Annotated in this window: 13 protein-coding genes; 3 read left to right on the top strand and 10 right to left on the bottom strand. The window is 63.7% G+C overall.

Annotated elements, in window-relative coordinates; translation table 11 throughout:
- Positions 1-61: 61 nt before the first annotated feature.
- The 8 genes from esaR to def all read right to left on the bottom strand — a co-directional run bounded on the left by esaR (position 62) and on the right by def (position 8,593).
- Positions 62-775 carry a response regulator transcription factor EsaR gene (esaR, locus tag NCR38_RS00240; RefSeq protein ID WP_061116726.1) on the bottom strand — a complete coding sequence of 238 codons (714 nt, stop codon included), beginning with the start codon at positions 773-775 and terminating at the stop codon, positions 62-64.
- Positions 776-3,205: a PAS domain-containing sensor histidine kinase gene (locus NCR38_RS00235; protein ID WP_061116725.1), complete on the bottom strand. Its 2,430-nt coding sequence runs from the start codon at positions 3,203-3,205 to the stop codon at positions 776-778.
- Positions 3,206-3,227: 22 nt separating this feature from the next.
- Positions 3,228-3,824, bottom strand: a complete 597-nt coding sequence (locus NCR38_RS00230) for a DUF4390 domain-containing protein (protein WP_061116724.1) — start codon at positions 3,822-3,824, stop codon at positions 3,228-3,230.
- Positions 3,821-5,239 (bottom strand): 16S rRNA (cytosine(967)-C(5))-methyltransferase RsmB, encoded by a 1,419-nt coding sequence (gene rsmB / locus NCR38_RS00225; protein WP_250476135.1) that lies wholly within the window; start codon positions 5,237-5,239, stop codon positions 3,821-3,823. The genes NCR38_RS00230 and rsmB overlap by 4 nt, the downstream gene beginning before the upstream one ends.
- Positions 5,240-5,393: 154 nt before the next feature.
- On the bottom strand, positions 5,394-6,248 hold the full coding sequence (gene htpX / locus NCR38_RS00220) for a zinc metalloprotease HtpX (RefSeq protein ID WP_250476134.1): 855 nt from the start codon (positions 6,246-6,248) through the stop codon (positions 5,394-5,396).
- Between the two features lie 132 nt (positions 6,249-6,380).
- Positions 6,381-7,028 carry a LysE family translocator gene (locus NCR38_RS00215; RefSeq protein WP_250476133.1) on the bottom strand — a complete coding sequence of 216 codons (648 nt, stop codon included), beginning with the start codon at positions 7,026-7,028 and terminating at the stop codon, positions 6,381-6,383.
- Between the two features lie 68 nt (positions 7,029-7,096).
- The gene (fmt, locus tag NCR38_RS00210) at positions 7,097-8,086 is read right to left on the bottom strand and encodes a methionyl-tRNA formyltransferase (protein WP_250476132.1); all 990 of its coding nucleotides are present in this window, start codon (positions 8,084-8,086) and stop codon (positions 7,097-7,099) included.
- A gap of 3 nt (positions 8,087-8,089) precedes the next feature.
- Positions 8,090-8,593 carry a peptide deformylase gene (def, locus tag NCR38_RS00205; protein ID WP_250476131.1) on the bottom strand — a complete coding sequence of 168 codons (504 nt, stop codon included), beginning with the start codon at positions 8,591-8,593 and terminating at the stop codon, positions 8,090-8,092.
- Between the two features lie 200 nt (positions 8,594-8,793).
- Between def and dprA the strand changes: the two genes are divergently transcribed.
- From dprA to NCR38_RS00190, 3 genes are all read left to right on the top strand, one after another.
- Positions 8,794-10,011, top strand: a complete 1,218-nt coding sequence (gene dprA / locus NCR38_RS00200; protein ID WP_250476130.1) for a DNA-processing protein DprA — start codon at positions 8,794-8,796, stop codon at positions 10,009-10,011.
- 75 nt (positions 10,012-10,086) lie between these two features.
- Entirely contained in the window at positions 10,087-10,464 is a 378-nt protein-coding gene (locus NCR38_RS00195) for a thioredoxin family protein (RefSeq protein ID WP_061116717.1), read from the top strand.
- A 170-nt stretch (positions 10,465-10,634) separates the two neighbouring features.
- Complete coding sequence (locus NCR38_RS00190) at positions 10,635-13,280, top strand: DNA topoisomerase III (RefSeq protein WP_250476129.1); 2,646 nt, start codon at positions 10,635-10,637, stop codon at positions 13,278-13,280.
- A gap of 81 nt (positions 13,281-13,361) precedes the next feature.
- Here NCR38_RS00190 and NCR38_RS00185 read toward each other — a convergent pair whose 3' ends face one another.
- Both NCR38_RS00185 and NCR38_RS00180 read right to left on the bottom strand, forming a co-directional pair.
- Positions 13,362-14,441: a LysR family transcriptional regulator gene (locus tag NCR38_RS00185; RefSeq protein ID WP_061116715.1), complete on the bottom strand. Its 1,080-nt coding sequence runs from the start codon at positions 14,439-14,441 to the stop codon at positions 13,362-13,364.
- Positions 14,442-14,780: 339 nt separating this feature from the next.
- Positions 14,781-16,652 carry a phosphoenolpyruvate carboxykinase (GTP) gene (locus tag NCR38_RS00180; RefSeq protein ID WP_250476128.1) on the bottom strand — a complete coding sequence of 624 codons (1,872 nt, stop codon included), beginning with the start codon at positions 16,650-16,652 and terminating at the stop codon, positions 14,781-14,783.
- Between the last annotated feature and the right edge of the window lie 39 nt (positions 16,653-16,691).

Genomic DNA, 16,691 nt, shown 5'->3' with positions numbered 1-16,691 from the left:
CTCATTTTCGCCCCTCAAGCCCCTCCACACATTTTTTCTGAAAATGTTCGGAGCATTTTGCTCAGACCTCGTTCTTGTTCTTTCCGAGATCGACGCCCAGTTGCTTGAGCTTGCGATAGAGATGCGTGCGCTCGAGCCCCGTCTTCTCGGCGACGCGCGTCATGCTGCCGTTCTCGCGCGCCAGGTGATACTCGAAGTACGCGCGCTCGAACGCATCGCGTGCATCGCGCAACGGGATATCGAACGAGATGGATGCCGTCTGCCCCGCCTGATTCTGCGTCGCGCCGCCCGCTCCCGCTTCGCCCGATGCGTTCAGCGCCGACGCCGTCGGCAGCGCGGCCGCCACAGGCACCCCCGATGCCATCGCGCTCGCCGGAGGCTTGGCTAGCGTCGTCACGGGCGCCGCTGCGGTGCCGTGCGCGAGCCCCTGCTCGACGGCCTTCAGGAGCTTCTGTAGCGCGATCGGCTTCTCGAGGAAGTTGAGCGCGCCGATCTTCGTCGCTTCGACAGCCGTGTCGATGGTCGCGTGACCCGACATCATGATGACCGGCATCGTGAGCTTGCCCTGCGCGGCCCACTCCTTGAGCAGGGTCACGCCGTCGGTATCGGGCATCCAGATGTCGAGCAAAACGAGGTCGGGCGTTTGCTGCAGGCGATAGTCGCGCGCATGCTGCGCGTTTTCCGCTACATCAACAACGTGGCCTTCGTCGCTCAGGATCTCGGAGAGCAGTTCCCGGATCCCCATTTCATCGTCTACCACCAGGATGGTTGCCATTTACGCTGCCCTTGTCTGCACTGTTGCTTTTGTCGTTCCGTGATTCGCCGCCGCACCGGCCGCCGGAGGCGTTGCGCCGGGCGCCGCGGTATCGTCCGCGAGTTGTAGAAACAGAATCGATATCTGCGCGCCTTCGATCACATCCGCTGTCTTCGAGCGGTTGCGTATGTCGATGCGCGCGCCGTGCTCGTCGACGATCTTCTTCACCGTTGCAAGTCCCAGGCCCGTGCCCTTCGCCTTGGTCGTCACGTAAGGCTCGAAAGCACGCGAAAGGATTCGCGCCGGAAAACCCGAGCCGTTATCCGAGACAGTGAGGCGAACCGCGACACGCGCATGACCCGATGCATCGGGCTCGCCATATTCTACTGTCCTCGTTTCGAGCAGCACGCGTGGCTCCGCGACATCCGCCACCGCGTCCTGCGCGTTCTGCAACAGGTTGTGGATCACCTGGCGGATCTGCGTCGCGTCACCGCGAATCACGGGCAGCTTCGCGAGATCCACCTTGATCGGCGTCTTGCCATCTTCGATGCCGTACAACGTCAGCACTTCCGCGACGAGATCGTTCAGTTGCAGATTGCCGAGCACCGCGGGCGGCGTGCGCGCGTATTCGCGGAAGTCGTCGACCATCTGCTTCATCGCCTGCACCTGATTGACGATGGTCGTCGACGCTCGCTTGAGCACCTCCGCGTCGGGCGGCGCGAGCTTGTCCGCGAGCTTCATCTGCAAGCGTTCGGCGGAAAGCTGAATCGGCGTGAGCGGATTCTTGATCTCGTGCGCGAGACGCCGCGCGACTTCGCCCCACGCGACCGAGCGCTGCGCGGAGATCACGTCCGAGATGTCATCGAACACGACGACGTAGCCGGTCGTTTCGGCATCGTCGGCATCGCTTTCGGTCACGCTCAGCAACTGCGTGCCGCGCACGAGGAGCGTGAGCGGCTCGTTCTCGCCGGGCACCGACACGGCGACCTGCTGCTGCCAGTGGCCTCGATCGCCAAGCGGATGTCCGCTGCCGACCTCGGCCGCATCGCGTTCGGCGAAGGCCTTCTTCACCATCGCGCCGAGTTCGGCGAGCACGCCGATCTGATCGAGCGGCTGATTGAGCAACGCGTTGAACGGCTGGCGGAAGATGCGCTCCGCGCCGCGATTCGCGGTGGTCAAGCGGAACTGCCGGTCGAACACGAACACGCCCGCCGTCAGATTCGCAAGGATGCTTTCGAGATACGCCTTCGAATGCTCCAGCGCGACGCGATTGTTCTCGACCGCCGCGCGCGCCTCGGAAAGCTGGCGCGTCATCGCGTTGAAGGACTGCGTGAGAAAGCCCAGTTCGTCGCGCGAATTGATCTCTCGCTTGGGCGTGTAGTCGCCTTCGGCCACTTCTTTCGTGCCTTGCGCGAGCAGGAACAGCGGCCGCGCGAGCTGATTGCCGAGCGCGAGCGCGAGCATCATCGCGATGAAGGTCGCGAGGAAGAGCGCGAGCGTCAGCGTGCCGATATACATCTTGCGCAAGCCCGTGCGCCCGAGCCGCTTTTCCTGATACTCGCGATACGCGCGCTGCACGGCGTCGGCATTGCGCGCGAGCTCCTGACTCACGGGCTGCTCGATCTGCAGAAAGCGATCGACATGCTGGAATTCGGTCGTGGTCGTGGGATCCGGAATCTTCGTGACCACGCGCAGACGCAGCGCGCCCTTCGGTCCATTCGATTTCGGATCGCCGTCTATCTCGCCTTCGATCGCGCCATACGGATGATCCTGCGCCTCCCTCAGCATCGCGCTGGTCGGCTCGTTGGTCGGCAGCAGGGCGTAGTAATTGCCCGACGCCTGCGCGACCGTGCGAAGCCCCGGCACGCGCAGCGAACTGTTGTTCGACGCGAGATCCTCGCGGTTGTACTGATCGCGCGGGCGCTCGAACACGACTGCGTCCTGCACGCCGTATTGATCGCGCAGGCGCAAGAGCGATAGCGTGAGACTCGATGGATCGGCGCTCGCGAGCTGATCGCTCATCTGCCGGCCGCGTCCCTTGAAATCGGCGAGCGAGGTTTCGAGCATGCCGCGGCCGAGCGTCAGGCCCGATGACAGCGCCGTCTCGACGTTCACGTCGAACCACGATTCGATACTGCGCGACACGAACTGGTAGGACACCACGTAGATGATCACGCCCGGCACGACGCCGACGAGCGCGAAGATCAACGCGAGCTTCGCGAGCAATCGCGTGCCGAAGCGCCCTTGCCTGACCCGCGACACGATGATGATGAACAGGGCGATGACGATCAGCATGAAGACGACCGCCACCGCAACGTTCGCGGCATAGAGCCAGCCGTAGTAGCGGTCGAAGAATTCCGTGTTCGCACTCGCGAGCGCGAGCATCACGAGCAGCAGAACCGCCGTGAGCGCCACCGTGGAGACCAGCAAGCGGACGATGAGACTCTTCATGTCCGTGCGGCCGCGTCGAAATCTATTTCGCACGTTCTGCCGCCGTAAAAGTAAAACGCTTCCAGTCCGAGGAAAGGTTCCAGTCGCGGTTATTCACCGCGTCGATCTGGAACGGCTTGGGCATGAGTGCGATGTCGAGCTGCATGCGCACCGATGCGGTATAGGTTTCGCCGCCACGCACCTGGTTCCGGTCGATCACGTGCCACGAGGTCACGTGCCTGATGACCGCGAGCGCCTCGTTGAGCGATGCGAAACGCAATTGCAGCCCGCCCGTCGATACACGATATTCGTTCGTGAGCGGCTGATAGGAAAGGCGGATGCTCTGCGACACGTTGACCGGCTCTTCGTCGAACCAGTACCAGCGCGGCCTCGACAGGTTGAAATCGATCGTGAAATAAAGCGGCACGCTGCGGTTCACGGCATCTTCGAGGCTGTTGTTCAGGTCGAAGTCGAAATGTGCGTCGAGACTCCAGCCGGCGTTGTCCGCTTGCAGCGACGCGCGTTGCACGGCGATCGTTTCGGCAAACGCGGGGTCGGCTGCGGCGAATGCCAGCCAGAGCGTCAGCGCAGTCCAGATGACGGCCGCGAGCCGAAGCGGAAAGAAGCGTTTGATCGTCACCGTTTCTGAAAGCGCGCGTAGAAGAATCCGTCGTGGTCCGCTAAGGTCTCGGCGTCCCGATCCGGGTTCGCGAGATTTGTACCGTCTGGTGAGGCCTGCACCGCGCCCGCGCTCGTGCGCGCCGCTGTCGGTAACAATTGCCCCGGCGCGTCCAATCGTACCGCATCTTCATGCGCGGCTCCAAACCAGCGGGCCTGTTGTTCGCCTTCCTCGGGAAAGATGGAGCATGTCACGTAAAGCAATTCGCCGCCCTTCGCGACGAGCGGCCACAGCGCGCTCACGATGCGCCGCTGCTCGGCGACGAGCGCATCGATGTCCGATGGGCGCCGCAGCCACCGGATGTCCGGATGACGGCGCACGATGCCCGATGCCGAGCACGGCACATCGGCGAGAATGCGATCGAACGGCGCGCCGTCGAACCATTGCGCGGGATCGCCCGCGTCACCCACTTTGATTTGCGCCTCGAGCTTGAGGCGCTTCAGATTCTGCTCGATGCGGCCCGAGCGCTCGGCATCGCTTTCGAGCGCGATGAGATCGACGGTCGCGAGTTCGAGGATATGCCCGGTCTTGCCGCCCGGCGCGGCGCACGCGTCGAGCACGCGCATGCCGTCTTTCACGTCGAGTAGTTGCGCCGCGCGTTGCGCGCCCGCGTCCTGCACCGACACGACGCCTTCGTCGAAGCCCGGAATGCGATCGACGGACATCGGCGTCTTCAGGCGCACCGCGTGGAGGCCCGCGGCTTCGGCTTCGATATGCGCGTCTTTCAGGCGCGCGAGATATTGATCGACAGTGGCGTGACGCGCATTCACGCGCAACGTAAGCGGCCCTTGCGCGTTGCCCGCTTCGAGAATGCGCTCCCAGGCATCGGGTTGTCCGCGCTTTACGGCGTCGATCCACCATTGCGGATAATTCCAGCGCGCGACGGGATCCCGGCGCGCTTCGTCGATGAGCGCTTCGCGCTCGCGCAGGAAGTTGCGCAACACCGCGTTGACCAGCCCCTTCGCGAACGCGAACTCGCGCCGCGCCGCGATCGCGCTCACCGCCTGATCGACGACGGTGAACGGCGCATACGCCGCGTGCGCTTCGTCGTCGGTCAACAGCGTGAACGCGCAGACCAGCATATTCGCCACATGCGGCGGCGGCGCCTTCTTCACGAGCTTGTGCAGGAGCGAATCGGCAAGGGCGAGACGGCGCATCGCGCGATACGCGATGTCCTGCACCGCCCCGCGCGCCTCCGCATGCTTCGCCGACGCGATGACCGTCTGCAGCGCGGCCGGCAACGCCGAGCCTGCGCGCACCGCGCCCACGGCCTGCGCCGCGCAATCGAGCGCGAACGCGAGCGAATCGGGCGCGAGACGGAGGGCGCTCAGGCGGGTATGCGCGGCGGCGTGCCGCCGGGGAGGCTTGTCGGTCATGGCGAAAACGGGAACGGTCGAGCGGCAAGCGGACGGCTTGCGCGAACGAGGATTGTAACGTGCGGGGATTGCGCGCCCGGACGGGCTGCCGAGGACCAGCAAAAAGGCCGTTCCGGCGCAACCCGGAACGGCCTTCGCTACGACTTCGTTAGCGTCAGATGCGGCCCGTGCGCGCCATTTCCATCAGACGTGCGACGCGCTCTTCCGTCGCCGGGTGCGTCGAGAACAGATTCGCGATGCCGCCGCCCGAGAGCGGATTCATGATCATCATCTGCGCGGTCGCCGGGTGCGCTTCCGCTGTCGGGAACGGCACGCCGGTTGCGTAAGCGTGAATCTTTTCCAGCGCGCTCGCGAGCGCTTGCGGGTCCCCTGAAATCTCGGCGCCGCCGCGATCGGCTTCGAACTCGCGCGCACGGGAAATCGCCATCTGGATCAACGCGCCCGCGATCGGCGCGAGAATCGCCACCAGAATGCTCGCGATCGGATTCGACGGACGGCCTTCGTCGTCGCGGCCGCCGAAGAACATTGCGAAGTTGGCGAGTGCCGAGATCGCGCCGGCCATCGTCGCGGAGATCGTCGAGATCAGGATATCGCGGTGCTTCACGTGCGCCAGTTCGTGCGCCATCACGCCTCGCATTTCGCGCTCCGACAGCACGCGCAGAATGCCCGTGGTCGCCGCGACCGCCGCGTGCTCCGGGTTGCGGCCCGTGGCGAACGCGTTCGGCGCGTCTTCGTTGATCAGGTAGACGCGCGGCATCGGCAATTGAGCGCGCGCGGCGAGCTCGCGCACCATGCGATAGAACTGCGGCGCAGTGGTCTCGTCGACTTCCTGCGCGTTGTACATGCGCAGGACCAGCTTGTCCGAGAACCAGTACGAAAAGAAATTCATGCCGAGCGCGATGATCAGCGCGAGCATCATGCCCTTCGATCCGCCGATCACACCGCCGATCACGACAAAGAGGGCCGTGATCGCAGCCATCAGCATCGCGGTTTTGACCCAGTTGAACATTGCTGGAACTCCTCTCCCGGAATACGCTGCGCGAAGTGCGCGGTTGTCCCGGCCGACATGACCGGAACGACGATTGTAAGCAAAATGTTAGATAGCGGCGCCCGTCAATAATTCAATCCGCCATTGCGCGATTTATCGATGCGAAGTCGCGAGCTTGATGCCGAGGCCGACGAACGCGCTGCCGACGCCGCGGTCCAGCCACTTCTTCACGCCTGATTTGCCCGCGAAGCGCTCCGTGACGCTGCCCGCGATCCATGCGACGAAGCTGTTCCAGACCGTGCTCATGGCGATGAAAACGATGCCGAGCGCGAGGAACGCGAGCGTCTTGTGCTGGCTTTCCGCAGCGACGAATTGCGGAAAGAACGACACGAAGAACAACACGACCTTCGGATTGAGCACATTCGTGACGAAACCTTGCGCGAAAAGCTGAAGCAGCGATTTCGGCGTGGCTTTCTCGCTGGCGTGCGCCTGACGCGCGGCGGTCGCATCGTCATGCTTCGCGAGAATGAGGCGCACGCCGAGGTAAATCAGATAGATCGCGCCGGCGATCTTGATGACCGTGAACGCAGTCGCCGATGCGGCGAGGATCGCCGTCAAACCGAACGCGCACGCGAGCGTATGGACGATGCAGCCGGCCGAAATACCGAGCGCCGACACGATGCCCGCGCCACGCCCTTGCGCGACGCTGCGCCCGACGATATACGCGGTGTCGGGACCGGGCGTGACGTTGAGAAGAAATACGGCGATGACGAAGAAGGTAAAACCGGTGATGCCGAGCATCGAACACTCCAGACAGACGGAACGCGCGGAAAGCGCTTTATTTTAGCGCTGCGCCCGTCGCGGCGTCCTTACTGTCGAGCGGCTTCCGGAAACGCGAAACGCTGACCTTTCGCGAGCGACGCGCCCGCGAGGAATTCGCGCACCGGCAGGCGTTTGCCGCCGGGTTTTTGCAATTGCGTGAGCTTGAGCGCGCCGCCGCCGCAAATCACGACGATACCGTCCGACGAAACCTCGGCGATGGTGCCGGGCTCCGCGCGTGACGACACATCGACGGGATGCGCGGCCCAGATCTTGATCGCAGCGTTCTCGAGCGTGCCGAACGCGCCGGGAAACGGATCGAACGCGCGAATCTGGCGCGCCAGTTCTTCTGCGGGACGCCGCCAATCGAGCGCGGCCTCGTTCTTGGCGATCTTTTCGGCGTAAGTCGTGCCGTCTTCCGGCTGTGGCGTGGACGGGAGCGAGCCGTCACGCTCGAGATCACGCAGCCCCGCGACGATCAACTCCGCGCCGATTCGCGCGAGCCGGTCGTGCAGGGTGGCCGTGGTGTCGTCGGCGAGAATTGGCGTGCGCGCTTCGCGGATCATGGCGCCGGTGTCGAGGCCGGCGTCCATCTGCATGAGCGTGATGCCGGTTTCGGCGTCGCCCGCTTCGATCGCGCGATGGATCGGCGCAGCGCCACGCCAGCGCGGCAACAGCGACGCGTGGATGTTGATGGCGCCGCGCGGCGGAATATCGAGCACTTCTTGCGGCAGGATCAGCCCGTAAGCGGCGACGACCATGACGTCGTGCGGCGTTGCCCGCAGAAGGTCGATGGCCTCCGCCGCCTCTTGCGGATATTTGCCCGCGCGCCGCAGCGAAGTGGGCTGTGCGACCTTCAGGCCATGCTCGACCGCGAAGCGCTTGACCGGGCTCGCGGTCAACTTCATGCCGCGTCCGGCCGGCCGGTCGGGCTGCGTAAGCACGAGCGGCACGGAAAATCCCGCCGCGTGAATGGCCGCAAGCGCGGCCGCAGCGAATTCCGGCGTACCGGCGAAAACCACGCGCAACGACTGAGTCATCAGTTACAGCGCCTTTTCCAGCTTCTTCATCTTGCCGCGGATGCGCGTCTGCTTGAGCTGCGACAGATATTCGACGAACACATGCCCTGCCAGGTGATCCATCTCGTGCTGAATACAGACCGCGAGCAGGCCGTCGCAATCGAGCTCGAAGGTTTCGCCCTTCTCGTTCAGCGCCTTCACGCGCACTTTATCCGGGCGCTCGACGAAATCGTAAATGCCGGGCACCGAGAGACAACCCTCTTCCCACTCCTTCTTCTGGTCGCTCGTCCAGACGAGCTCAGGGTTGATCAACACCATGAGCTGGTCGTGCGCGTCGGAGACATCGATCACGATCACGCGCTCATGCACGTCCACCTGCGTCGCGGCGAGGCCGACGCCGGGCGCGGCGTACATCGTCTCGGCCATGTCGGCGACGAGCTTGCGGATGCGGTCGTCGACCACGGCGACGGGCTTCGCCACCTTGTTCAGCCGCTTGTCCGGGTAGTTGAGTATCTTGAGCAGAGCCATGATTCGGATTGTCTACGCGCGCCGCGGCGCGTGTAAATCGGCCATTCGGCCAGGTTGCGGGTGAGTGGCGGCCTGCCGAAGATATGCGGGCGAATCCAGTGGATTCAACGCCGCCGGCAAGCGGCCAATGGGCGTCGCGTCGGGCTTTGGACCACGCCTGAGCGACCTTTCTTTATCTGTTCCGGATCAAAAATCTTAACATGACGACCGCCGACCTGCCGACCGGGGACACCGCCCCGATACTCGACGCCGACGAACTGCGCGCGTGGCTGCGGCTCGCGCATGCGAAGGGGCTGCGGCCGCTCGCGCTGCGCACGCTGCTCGGTGCGTTCGGCGGTCCGCGCGAAGTTTTGTCGGAGAGTTTCGCGTCGCTCGCCGAAACCGCCGATGCCCGCGCCGCCGAAGCCGTGCTCGCGCCACCGGAGGATATCGAAGGCGTTCAGTTCGATGACTATATTGAAGCGGTTCTGGCGTGGGCGTCCGAACCGGGTAATCACATTCTGACGCTCGCCGACGCGACCTATCCGCGGGCGCTTCTCACGATGCCGGATCCGCCGCCGCTGCTCTACGCGAAAGGCCGGCTCGATCTGCTTCAGGTGCGCGCGGTGGCCATTGTCGGGAGCCGGCATGCCACGCCGCAAGGACTCGAAGACGCGCGCCGCTTCGCCCGCGCGCTGTCGGATGCGGGACTATCCGTGGTGTCCGGTCTCGCGCTCGGCATCGACGCATCCGCGCATCGCGGCGCGCTGGAGGGCGCCACGGGCACGGTCTCGGTGATCGGCACGGGCGCCGATCTGGTGTACCCGGCGGCGCATCACACGCTCGCCCATGAGATCGCCCGCGACGGCGCGATCCTCGCCGAATGGCCGCTCGGCACGCCGGCGCGTTCCGCCAATTTTCCGCAAAGAAACAGGCTGATCGCGGGAATGTCGAGCGGCGTGCTGATCGTCGAGGCCGCGATGCGTTCCGGCTCGCTCATCACCGCCCGGCTCGCCAACGAAATGGGGCGCGATGTCTTCGCGATTCCCGGCTCGATTCACGCACCGCTTTCGCAAGGTTGTCATCGGCTGATCAAGCAGGGCGCGAAGCTCGTCGAAACGCCGGAAGAAGTGCTCGAGGAGTTCGGTTTCCCGCCGGCAACAGCGCGCGCGGCTACCGCAGCGGCGAAACGCGCAAAGCCGCGTCCGGTCAGCGCGTCGTGGGCATCGGCGAGTTCGGCAGGCGTCGAATGCCCGATCAGCGGCGATGCCGGGCGCGTTCTCGGCGCACTCGGCCACGCACCCGCGACGCTTGAAATTCTCGCGATGCGCACCGATCTGGACGGCGCGGCACTTCAGGGCGCGCTCCTGCAACTCGAACTGTCGGGCCATGTGGCCGCGCTCGGAGGCGGCCGCTACGCGGCGGTGGAGCGCTCGTGACGCCGCGTCGTGCTACATTCGCGGAAAAATGAGCCTCCCCCGCAGCCGATACCAATAAAGGATTTCGCACCCGCCATGTCTGCGCTGAATCTCGATACCGATGCCGACCGCATCGCGGAGCGCATCGCCGTGCCTGGCACGCTGTTCGTCGCCTGCCTGTGCGCGGAATGGTGCGGGACCTGCCGCGAATATCGCGAAGGGTTCGACAGGCTGGCGGCCGCGCATCCGGAAATCTGCTTCGCCTGGATCGATATCGAGAACCACGCCGATCGCTTCGACGACCTCGACGTCGAAAATTTTCCTACCATCCTGATCGAGGACGCCGTCACGACGCGGTTTTTCGGCACGGTGCTGCCGCAAGTGTCGATCGTCGAGCGGATGCTGACCGATCTGACCGCGCTGCCGGGCATGGTCGGCGCGCCGAAACTGCGCCCGGCGCTTGCTGCGGCCTGAATACGACGCACGCGAAACGCGCGTTTTGCGCCTCTCGCTGTGCGCTTTTCGAGCCAGATATTGAAACGCCCCGATTCCAGCTTCGACGCCTGCCGCGCAAAGCGTGTGCTATAAAGCGGTCGTTAAAGCAGTCCAAACCGGGCCGCTGCCAGTTACCAACCTTTTGAGTCATGTCCAAAGCCCTGATCATCGCTGAGAAGCCCTCCGTCGCGAACGACATCGCGCGTGCGCTGGGCGGCTTCACCAAGCATGACGAGTACTACGAGAGCGACGACTACGTGCTCTCGTCCGCGGTCGGCCACCTGCTAGAGATTGCCGCGCCGGAAGAGTACGACGTCAAGCGCGGCAAATGGAGCTTCGCCAATCTGCCGGTGATTCCGCCGCATTTCGACCTGAATCCGATCGCGAAGAGCGAGTCGCGCCTGAAGGTGCTGACGAAACTGATGAAGCGCAAGGATGTCGACCGCCTCATCAACGCATGTGACGCGGGGCGCGAAGGTGAGCTGATCTTCCGCCTGATCGCGCAGCACGCGAAGGCGAAGCAGCCGGTGCAACGCCTGTGGCTGCAATCCATGACGCCCGCCGCGATCCGAGAAGGCTTCGCGAACCTGCGCAGTGATGCCGACATGCAGCCGCTCGCCGATGCGGCGCGCTGCCGTTCGGAAGCGGACTGGCTCGTGGGCATCAACGGCACGCGCGCGATGACCGCGTTCAACAGCAAGGGCGGCGGCTTTTTTCTGACGACCGTCGGTCGAGTTCAGACGCCTACGTTGTCGATCGTCGTCGAACGTGAAGAGAAAATTCGCCGCTTTGTTCCGCGCGATTACTGGGAAGTGCGCGCGGAGTTCATCGCCGCGAAGGGCCTTTATGAAGGCCGCTGGTTCGACCCGAAGTTCAAGCGCGTCGAAAACGACCCCGAGCAGCGCGATTCGCGCCTGTGGAGTCTCGCGGCCGCGGAAACGGTGGTCGCTGCGTGCCGCGGCAAGACCGGCGTCGTGACCGAGGAATCGAAGCCGTCGACGCAGATGTCGCCGCTTCTCTTCGATCTGACCAGCTTGCAGCGCGAAGCCAATGGCCGCTTCGGCTTTTCGGCGAAGAACACGCTCGGACTCGCGCAGGCGCTGTATGAGAAGCACAAGGTCCTGACCTATCCGCGTACCGATGCACGCGCGCTGCCCGAGGACTACCTGAACACGGTCAAGGACACCCTGACCATGCTCAAGGAGAGCAACAACTATCTGCCGTTCGCGAAGCAGGTGCTCGACAAGGGCTGGGTGAAACCGAACAAGCGCATTTTCGATAATTCGAAAATCAGCGATCACTTCGCGATCATCCCGACGCTGCAGGCGCCGAAGTCGCTGTCGGAACCCGAGCAGAAGCTGTACGACCTCGTCGTCAAGCGTTTCCTGTCGGTGTTCTTCCCGGCGGCGGAATATCTCGTGACCACGCGCATCACCGAAGTGTCGGGGCATCACTTCAAGACGGAAGGCAAGGTGCTCGTCGAGCCGGGCTGGCTGCAGGTCTACGGCCGCGAAGCCGCGGGCGAAGAAGGCAATCTCGTGCCGGTGCAAAAGAACGAAAAGGTCGATGTCGAGAAGGTTCAGGCGCACGGTCTCGTGACCAAGCCGCCCGCGCGCTACAACGAAGCGTCGCTGCTTTCGGCGATGGAAGGCGCGGGCAAGCTCGTCGAAGACGAAGAGTTGCGCGACGCGATGGCCGCGAAGGGCCTCGGCACGCCGGCCACGCGCGCGGCGATCATCGAAGGGCTGCTCGGCGAGAAATATATGGTGCGCGAAGGCCGCGAGCTCATTCCGACAGCCAAGGCGTTCCAGTTGATGACGTTGCTCCGGGGCCTGGGCGTCGAGGAGCTGACCGCGCCCGAATTGACCGGCCAGTGGGAACACAAGCTTTCGCAGATGGAGCGCGGCAACCTGCACCGCGATGCGTTCATGCAGGAAATCGCGCGCATGACGCAGACCATCGTCAAACGCGCGAAGGAATACGACTCCGACACGATTCCCGGCGATTACGCGACGCTCGAAACGCCGTGCCCGAACTGCGGCGCGCAGGTTAAGGAAAACTATCGCCGCTTTGCGTGCACGAAGTGCGAGTTCTCGATCTCGAAGATTCCAGGCGGCCGACAATTCGAAATCCCGGAAGTCGAGGAGTTGCTGCGCGAGAAAACCATCGGACCGCTGTCGGGATTCCGCAGCAAAATGGGCCGGCCGTTCTCCGCCATTCTCAAACTTTCATTCGACGACGAGATCAAGAACTACAAGCTCGAATTCGACTTCGGGCAGGATTCCGGCGGCGAAGACGGCGAACCGCCTGATTTCTCCGAGCAAACGCCGGTCGGCGCGTGTCCCAAGTGCCAATCGCGCGTATTCGAGCACGGCATGAGCTATGTGTGCGAAAACTCGGTGTCGAATCCGAAAACGTGCGACTTCCGCTCAGGCAAGGTGATTCTTCAACAGGAAATCAGCCGCGAGCAGATGGAAAAGCTGCTCAATGAAGGCCGCACGGATCTGCTGACGAACTTCAAGTCGTCGCGCACCGGGCGCAACTTCAAGGCGTTTCTCGTGAAGCAGCCGGACGGCAAGATCGGCTTCGAGTTCGAGAAGAAGGAAGGCAAGCCGGCAGCGAAGACGGCGGGTAAGCGCGGCGCGGCCACCGAAGCGCCAGCCGATAGCGGCGACGAAAGCGGCGACAGCGATGTCGCGGTGGCCGCCAAGACCACGTCGGCGAAGACCGCAGCGAAGAAAGCGCCCGCGAAAAAGGCCCCAGCGAAAAAGACCGCGGCGAAGAAGGCGAGCTGATCCCCCGTTTTGCCGGCTAAAGAGAAAAACCCCCGCGAATCGCTTCGCGGGGGTTTTTCATTTGCGCCTGGCGCGAGCCCTTCAGAAGGGAGAAGCCGCCGGCAGGCGCCCTCGCGGTCGCGAAGGCTTCGACAGCTTCGGTGCCAGTTCACCGTCGATCGGCCGTGAGCGCGGCGCGGCAATCGCGGCTTCCTCGGCCTGCTCATAGTGGGGATGCGAACCCGGCCTGCCGCGGCCATCGCGAATCCACTGCTCGCCGAGCTGATGATTCGGCGTCTGGCTGAAATGCTCGACGAGATGATCGATAAACGTGCGCACTTTCGCCGGCAAATGACGGCGGCTCGGATACGCGACGTTGATCTCGACCTGCGGCAATTGATAGTCGCCAAGCAGGCGCACGAGCTGGCCGCGTGTCGTGTCGTTGCCGATCAGATAGCTCGGCAGAATCGCGATGCCCATGCCGAGCAGCGCGAACTGCCGCAGCATCTCGGTGTTGTTCGCGATGATCACGTTCTGCGGCCGCACACGCACTTCACCATCCGGCCCTGTGAACACACGCTCGTCGCCCCAGTATTCGGCGGGCAGGCTCAGACACGGATGCTCGAGCAGATGCTCGGGACGCGTCGGCGTGCCGTGCGTTTCCAGATACGCGGGCGTCGCGCAGACGGTCATGCAACCGGTCGTCAGGCGTCGCGTGACGACGCTCGCGCTCTTCACCTGCCGCGCGATAACGATGCCGACATCGAAACCTTCCTCGACCAGATCGACCTGACGGTCCACCAAAGTCACGTCCGGCACGACCTTCGGATAGCGCTGCGCGTACGTCTGCAAGACAGGCGCGAGATTATGCAGACCGAACACCACAGGCGCGACGATCCTCAACGAACCGAGCGGTTCGTGATTGCGCGCAACCACCATCTGTTCGACGTCTTCCAGTTCGTCGAGAATCTGCCGCGCCCGTTCCAGATACACCTGACCGGACTCGGTGAGCGAGAGGCTGCGCGTCGTGCGGTTGAGCAAGCGCGTGCCGAGGCGGCCTTCCAGGTCCGCGACGTGGCGCGTAGCTACCGCGTTGGAGATGTCCATCGCGCTGGCGGCCCGGGCGAAACTCCCGAGATCCGCGACGCGGACGAACACTCTCATCGACTGCAAATGATCCATAAGACAACTCCTGCCGCTAGACGGCTCGAATTCTGCTGCAAAGCAATTCAGGATTATCCTAGGACCGGCGCTTTCGTGCAGAAGTTGCCGGGAAGGGCTAGAAAGTCGAAAAAAATCTGGCAGTTAGACGTCTTACGCGGATGAAAGATCACCGACTGTTGTCATTCGCACAACACTCGGTTAAGCAAACTCCGATGGACGAAATACTGAAATTAGTGGCCGCGTCAATTTTGACGGTGTAGGCAACAAAGAAACGGGCCCGCAGATGCGAGCCCGAAATATGGGGATTGATTCAGTTTATGAGACAACCCCAGCGCATACACGCGCCGGCCGATTCATTCACGCGGCGAGACGCTTCTCCATTCCGGCCTTGGCCTCGGTCAGCGCTTGCGGCAAACCGTGCTGCAACTTGGTGAACAGTTCGTCGTGCAGCGCGAGTTCGTCGCGCCAGGCGGCGTCGTTGACCGATATGACCTGCTCGAACTGCTCGCGCGTGAAGCCGAGCGCGCCCCAGTCGATGTCCTCATAGCCCGGCGAAATGCCGAACGCGTGCTCTTCGCCCTTCGCTGTGCCCTCGACGCGACCGATCATCCAGTTCAGCACGCGCATGTTCTCGCCGAAGCCCGGCCACACGAACTTGCCATCGTCGCCTTTGCGGAACCAGTTGACGCAGAAGAACTTCGGCGCCTTCGCGTGCATCGCTTCGAGGCGCTCGCCCATCTTCAGCCAGTGGCCGAAGTAGTCGGCCATGTTGTAGCCGCAGAACGGCAGCATCGCGAACGGATCGCGGCGCACGACACCCTGCTGGCCCGCGGCGGCGGCAGTGGTTTCGGAGCCCATCGTGGCGGCCATATAGACGCCTTCCTTCCAGTCGCGCGCCTCGGTGACGAGCGGCACCGTGTTCGAGCGGCGACCGCCGAAGATGAACGCGTCGATCGGCACGCCGGCCGGATTCTCCCAGTCCGGGTCGATCGACGGACATTGCGAGGCCGGCGCCGTGAAACGCGCGTTCGGATGCGCGGCCTTGGCTCCCGTTTCCTTCGCGATTTCGGGCGTCCAGTCGCGGCCCTGCCAGTCGATCAGATGCGCGGGCGGCGTGTCGGTCATGCCTTCCCACCAGACGTCACCGTCATCGGTCAGCGCGACGTTCGTGAAAATCACGTTTTCCTTCAGCGTCGCCATCGCGTTGAAATTGGTCTTTTCGCTCGTGCCGGGCGCGACGCCGAAATAGCCCGCTTCCGGATTGATCGCGTAGAGCCGGCCGTCCCGACCCGGCTTGATCCACGCGATATCGTCGCCGATCGTCGTCACTTTCCAGCCGTTGAGATCGCTCGGCGGGATCAGCATCGCGAAATTGGTCTTGCCGCACGCCGACGGGAACGCCGCCGCGACGTGATACTTGCGCCCTTGCGGCGATGTCACGCCGAGAATCAGCATGTGCTCGGCGAGCCAGCCTTCATCGCGACCCATCGTCGATGCGATGCGCAGCGCGAAGCACTTCTTGCCAAGCAGCGCGTTGCCGCCATAGCCCGAGCCGAAGCTCCAGATTTCACGCGATTCGGGAAAATGGACGATGTATTTCGTGTCGTTGCACGGCCAGGGCACGTCCTTGCGGCCGTGCGCGAGCGGCGCGCCGACCGAATGCACGCACGGCACGAACTCGCCGTCCGCGCCCAGCACGTCATACACGGCGCGGCCCATGCGCGTCATGATGCGCATGTTCGTGACGACATACGGGCTATCCGACAATTCGACGCCGATGTGCGCGATCGGCGAGCCGAGCGGGCCCATCGAGAACGGCACGACGTACATCGTGCGGCCGCGCATCGAGCCGTCGAACAGGCCTTCGAGCGTGACGCGCATGTCTTGCGGATCGATCCAGTTGTTCGTCGGGCCGGCATCCTCACGGCGCTCTGAGCAGATGAACGTGCGGTCTTCGACCCGCGCCACGTCCGACGGATCGGAACACGCGAGGAACGAATTCGGGCGCTTCTCGGGGTTGAGCTTCTTCATCGTGCCGGCTTCGACCATCTGCTGGCAGAGCCGGTCGTATTCTTCCTGCGAACCGTCGCACCATTCGACGCGGTCCGGTTTGGTCAGGGCCGCGATTTGCTGCACCCATTCGATGAGTCTTCGGTGCCGGACATAGGCCGGCGCTTTGATATCGACGGCATTTTTATTGGTGTCTTCGACTACTGCGGGCTGGTTCATCGAGCTGTCTCCGTTCTTCTGCAATGAAAACCAATCGCC

The sequence above is a fragment of the Caballeronia sp. INML1 genome (assembly GCF_023631085.1).
Taxonomy (GTDB): Bacteria; Pseudomonadota; Gammaproteobacteria; order Burkholderiales; family Burkholderiaceae; genus Caballeronia; species Caballeronia turbans.
The sequence above is the reverse complement of the archived record's forward strand: the minus strand, read 5'-3'. Positions and strand labels throughout refer to the sequence as shown.

Coding starts and splice junctions, on each gene's coding strand:
- esaR (WP_061116726.1), bottom strand. CDS start 775: ATGGCAACCATCCTGGTGGTAGACGATGAAATGGGGATCCGGGAACTG.
- NCR38_RS00235 (WP_061116725.1), bottom strand. CDS start 3,205: ATGAAGAGTCTCATCGTCCGCTTGCTGGTCTCCACGGTGGCGCTCACG.
- rsmB (WP_250476135.1), bottom strand. CDS start 5,239: ATGACCGACAAGCCTCCCCGGCGGCACGCCGCCGCGCATACCCGCCTG.
- htpX (WP_250476134.1), bottom strand. CDS start 6,248: ATGTTCAACTGGGTCAAAACCGCGATGCTGATGGCTGCGATCACGGCC.
- NCR38_RS00215 (WP_250476133.1), bottom strand. CDS start 7,028: ATGCTCGGCATCACCGGTTTTACCTTCTTCGTCATCGCCGTATTTCTT.
- fmt (WP_250476132.1), bottom strand. CDS start 8,086: ATGACTCAGTCGTTGCGCGTGGTTTTCGCCGGTACGCCGGAATTCGCT.
- def (WP_250476131.1), bottom strand. CDS start 8,593: ATGGCTCTGCTCAAGATACTCAACTACCCGGACAAGCGGCTGAACAAG.
- dprA (WP_250476130.1), top strand. CDS start 8,794: ATGACGACCGCCGACCTGCCGACCGGGGACACCGCCCCGATACTCGAC.
- NCR38_RS00195 (WP_061116717.1), top strand. CDS start 10,087: ATGTCTGCGCTGAATCTCGATACCGATGCCGACCGCATCGCGGAGCGC.
- NCR38_RS00190 (WP_250476129.1), top strand. CDS start 10,635: ATGTCCAAAGCCCTGATCATCGCTGAGAAGCCCTCCGTCGCGAACGAC.
- NCR38_RS00185 (WP_061116715.1), bottom strand. CDS start 14,441: ATGGATCATTTGCAGTCGATGAGAGTGTTCGTCCGCGTCGCGGATCTC.
- NCR38_RS00180 (WP_250476128.1), bottom strand. CDS start 16,652: ATGAACCAGCCCGCAGTAGTCGAAGACACCAATAAAAATGCCGTCGAT.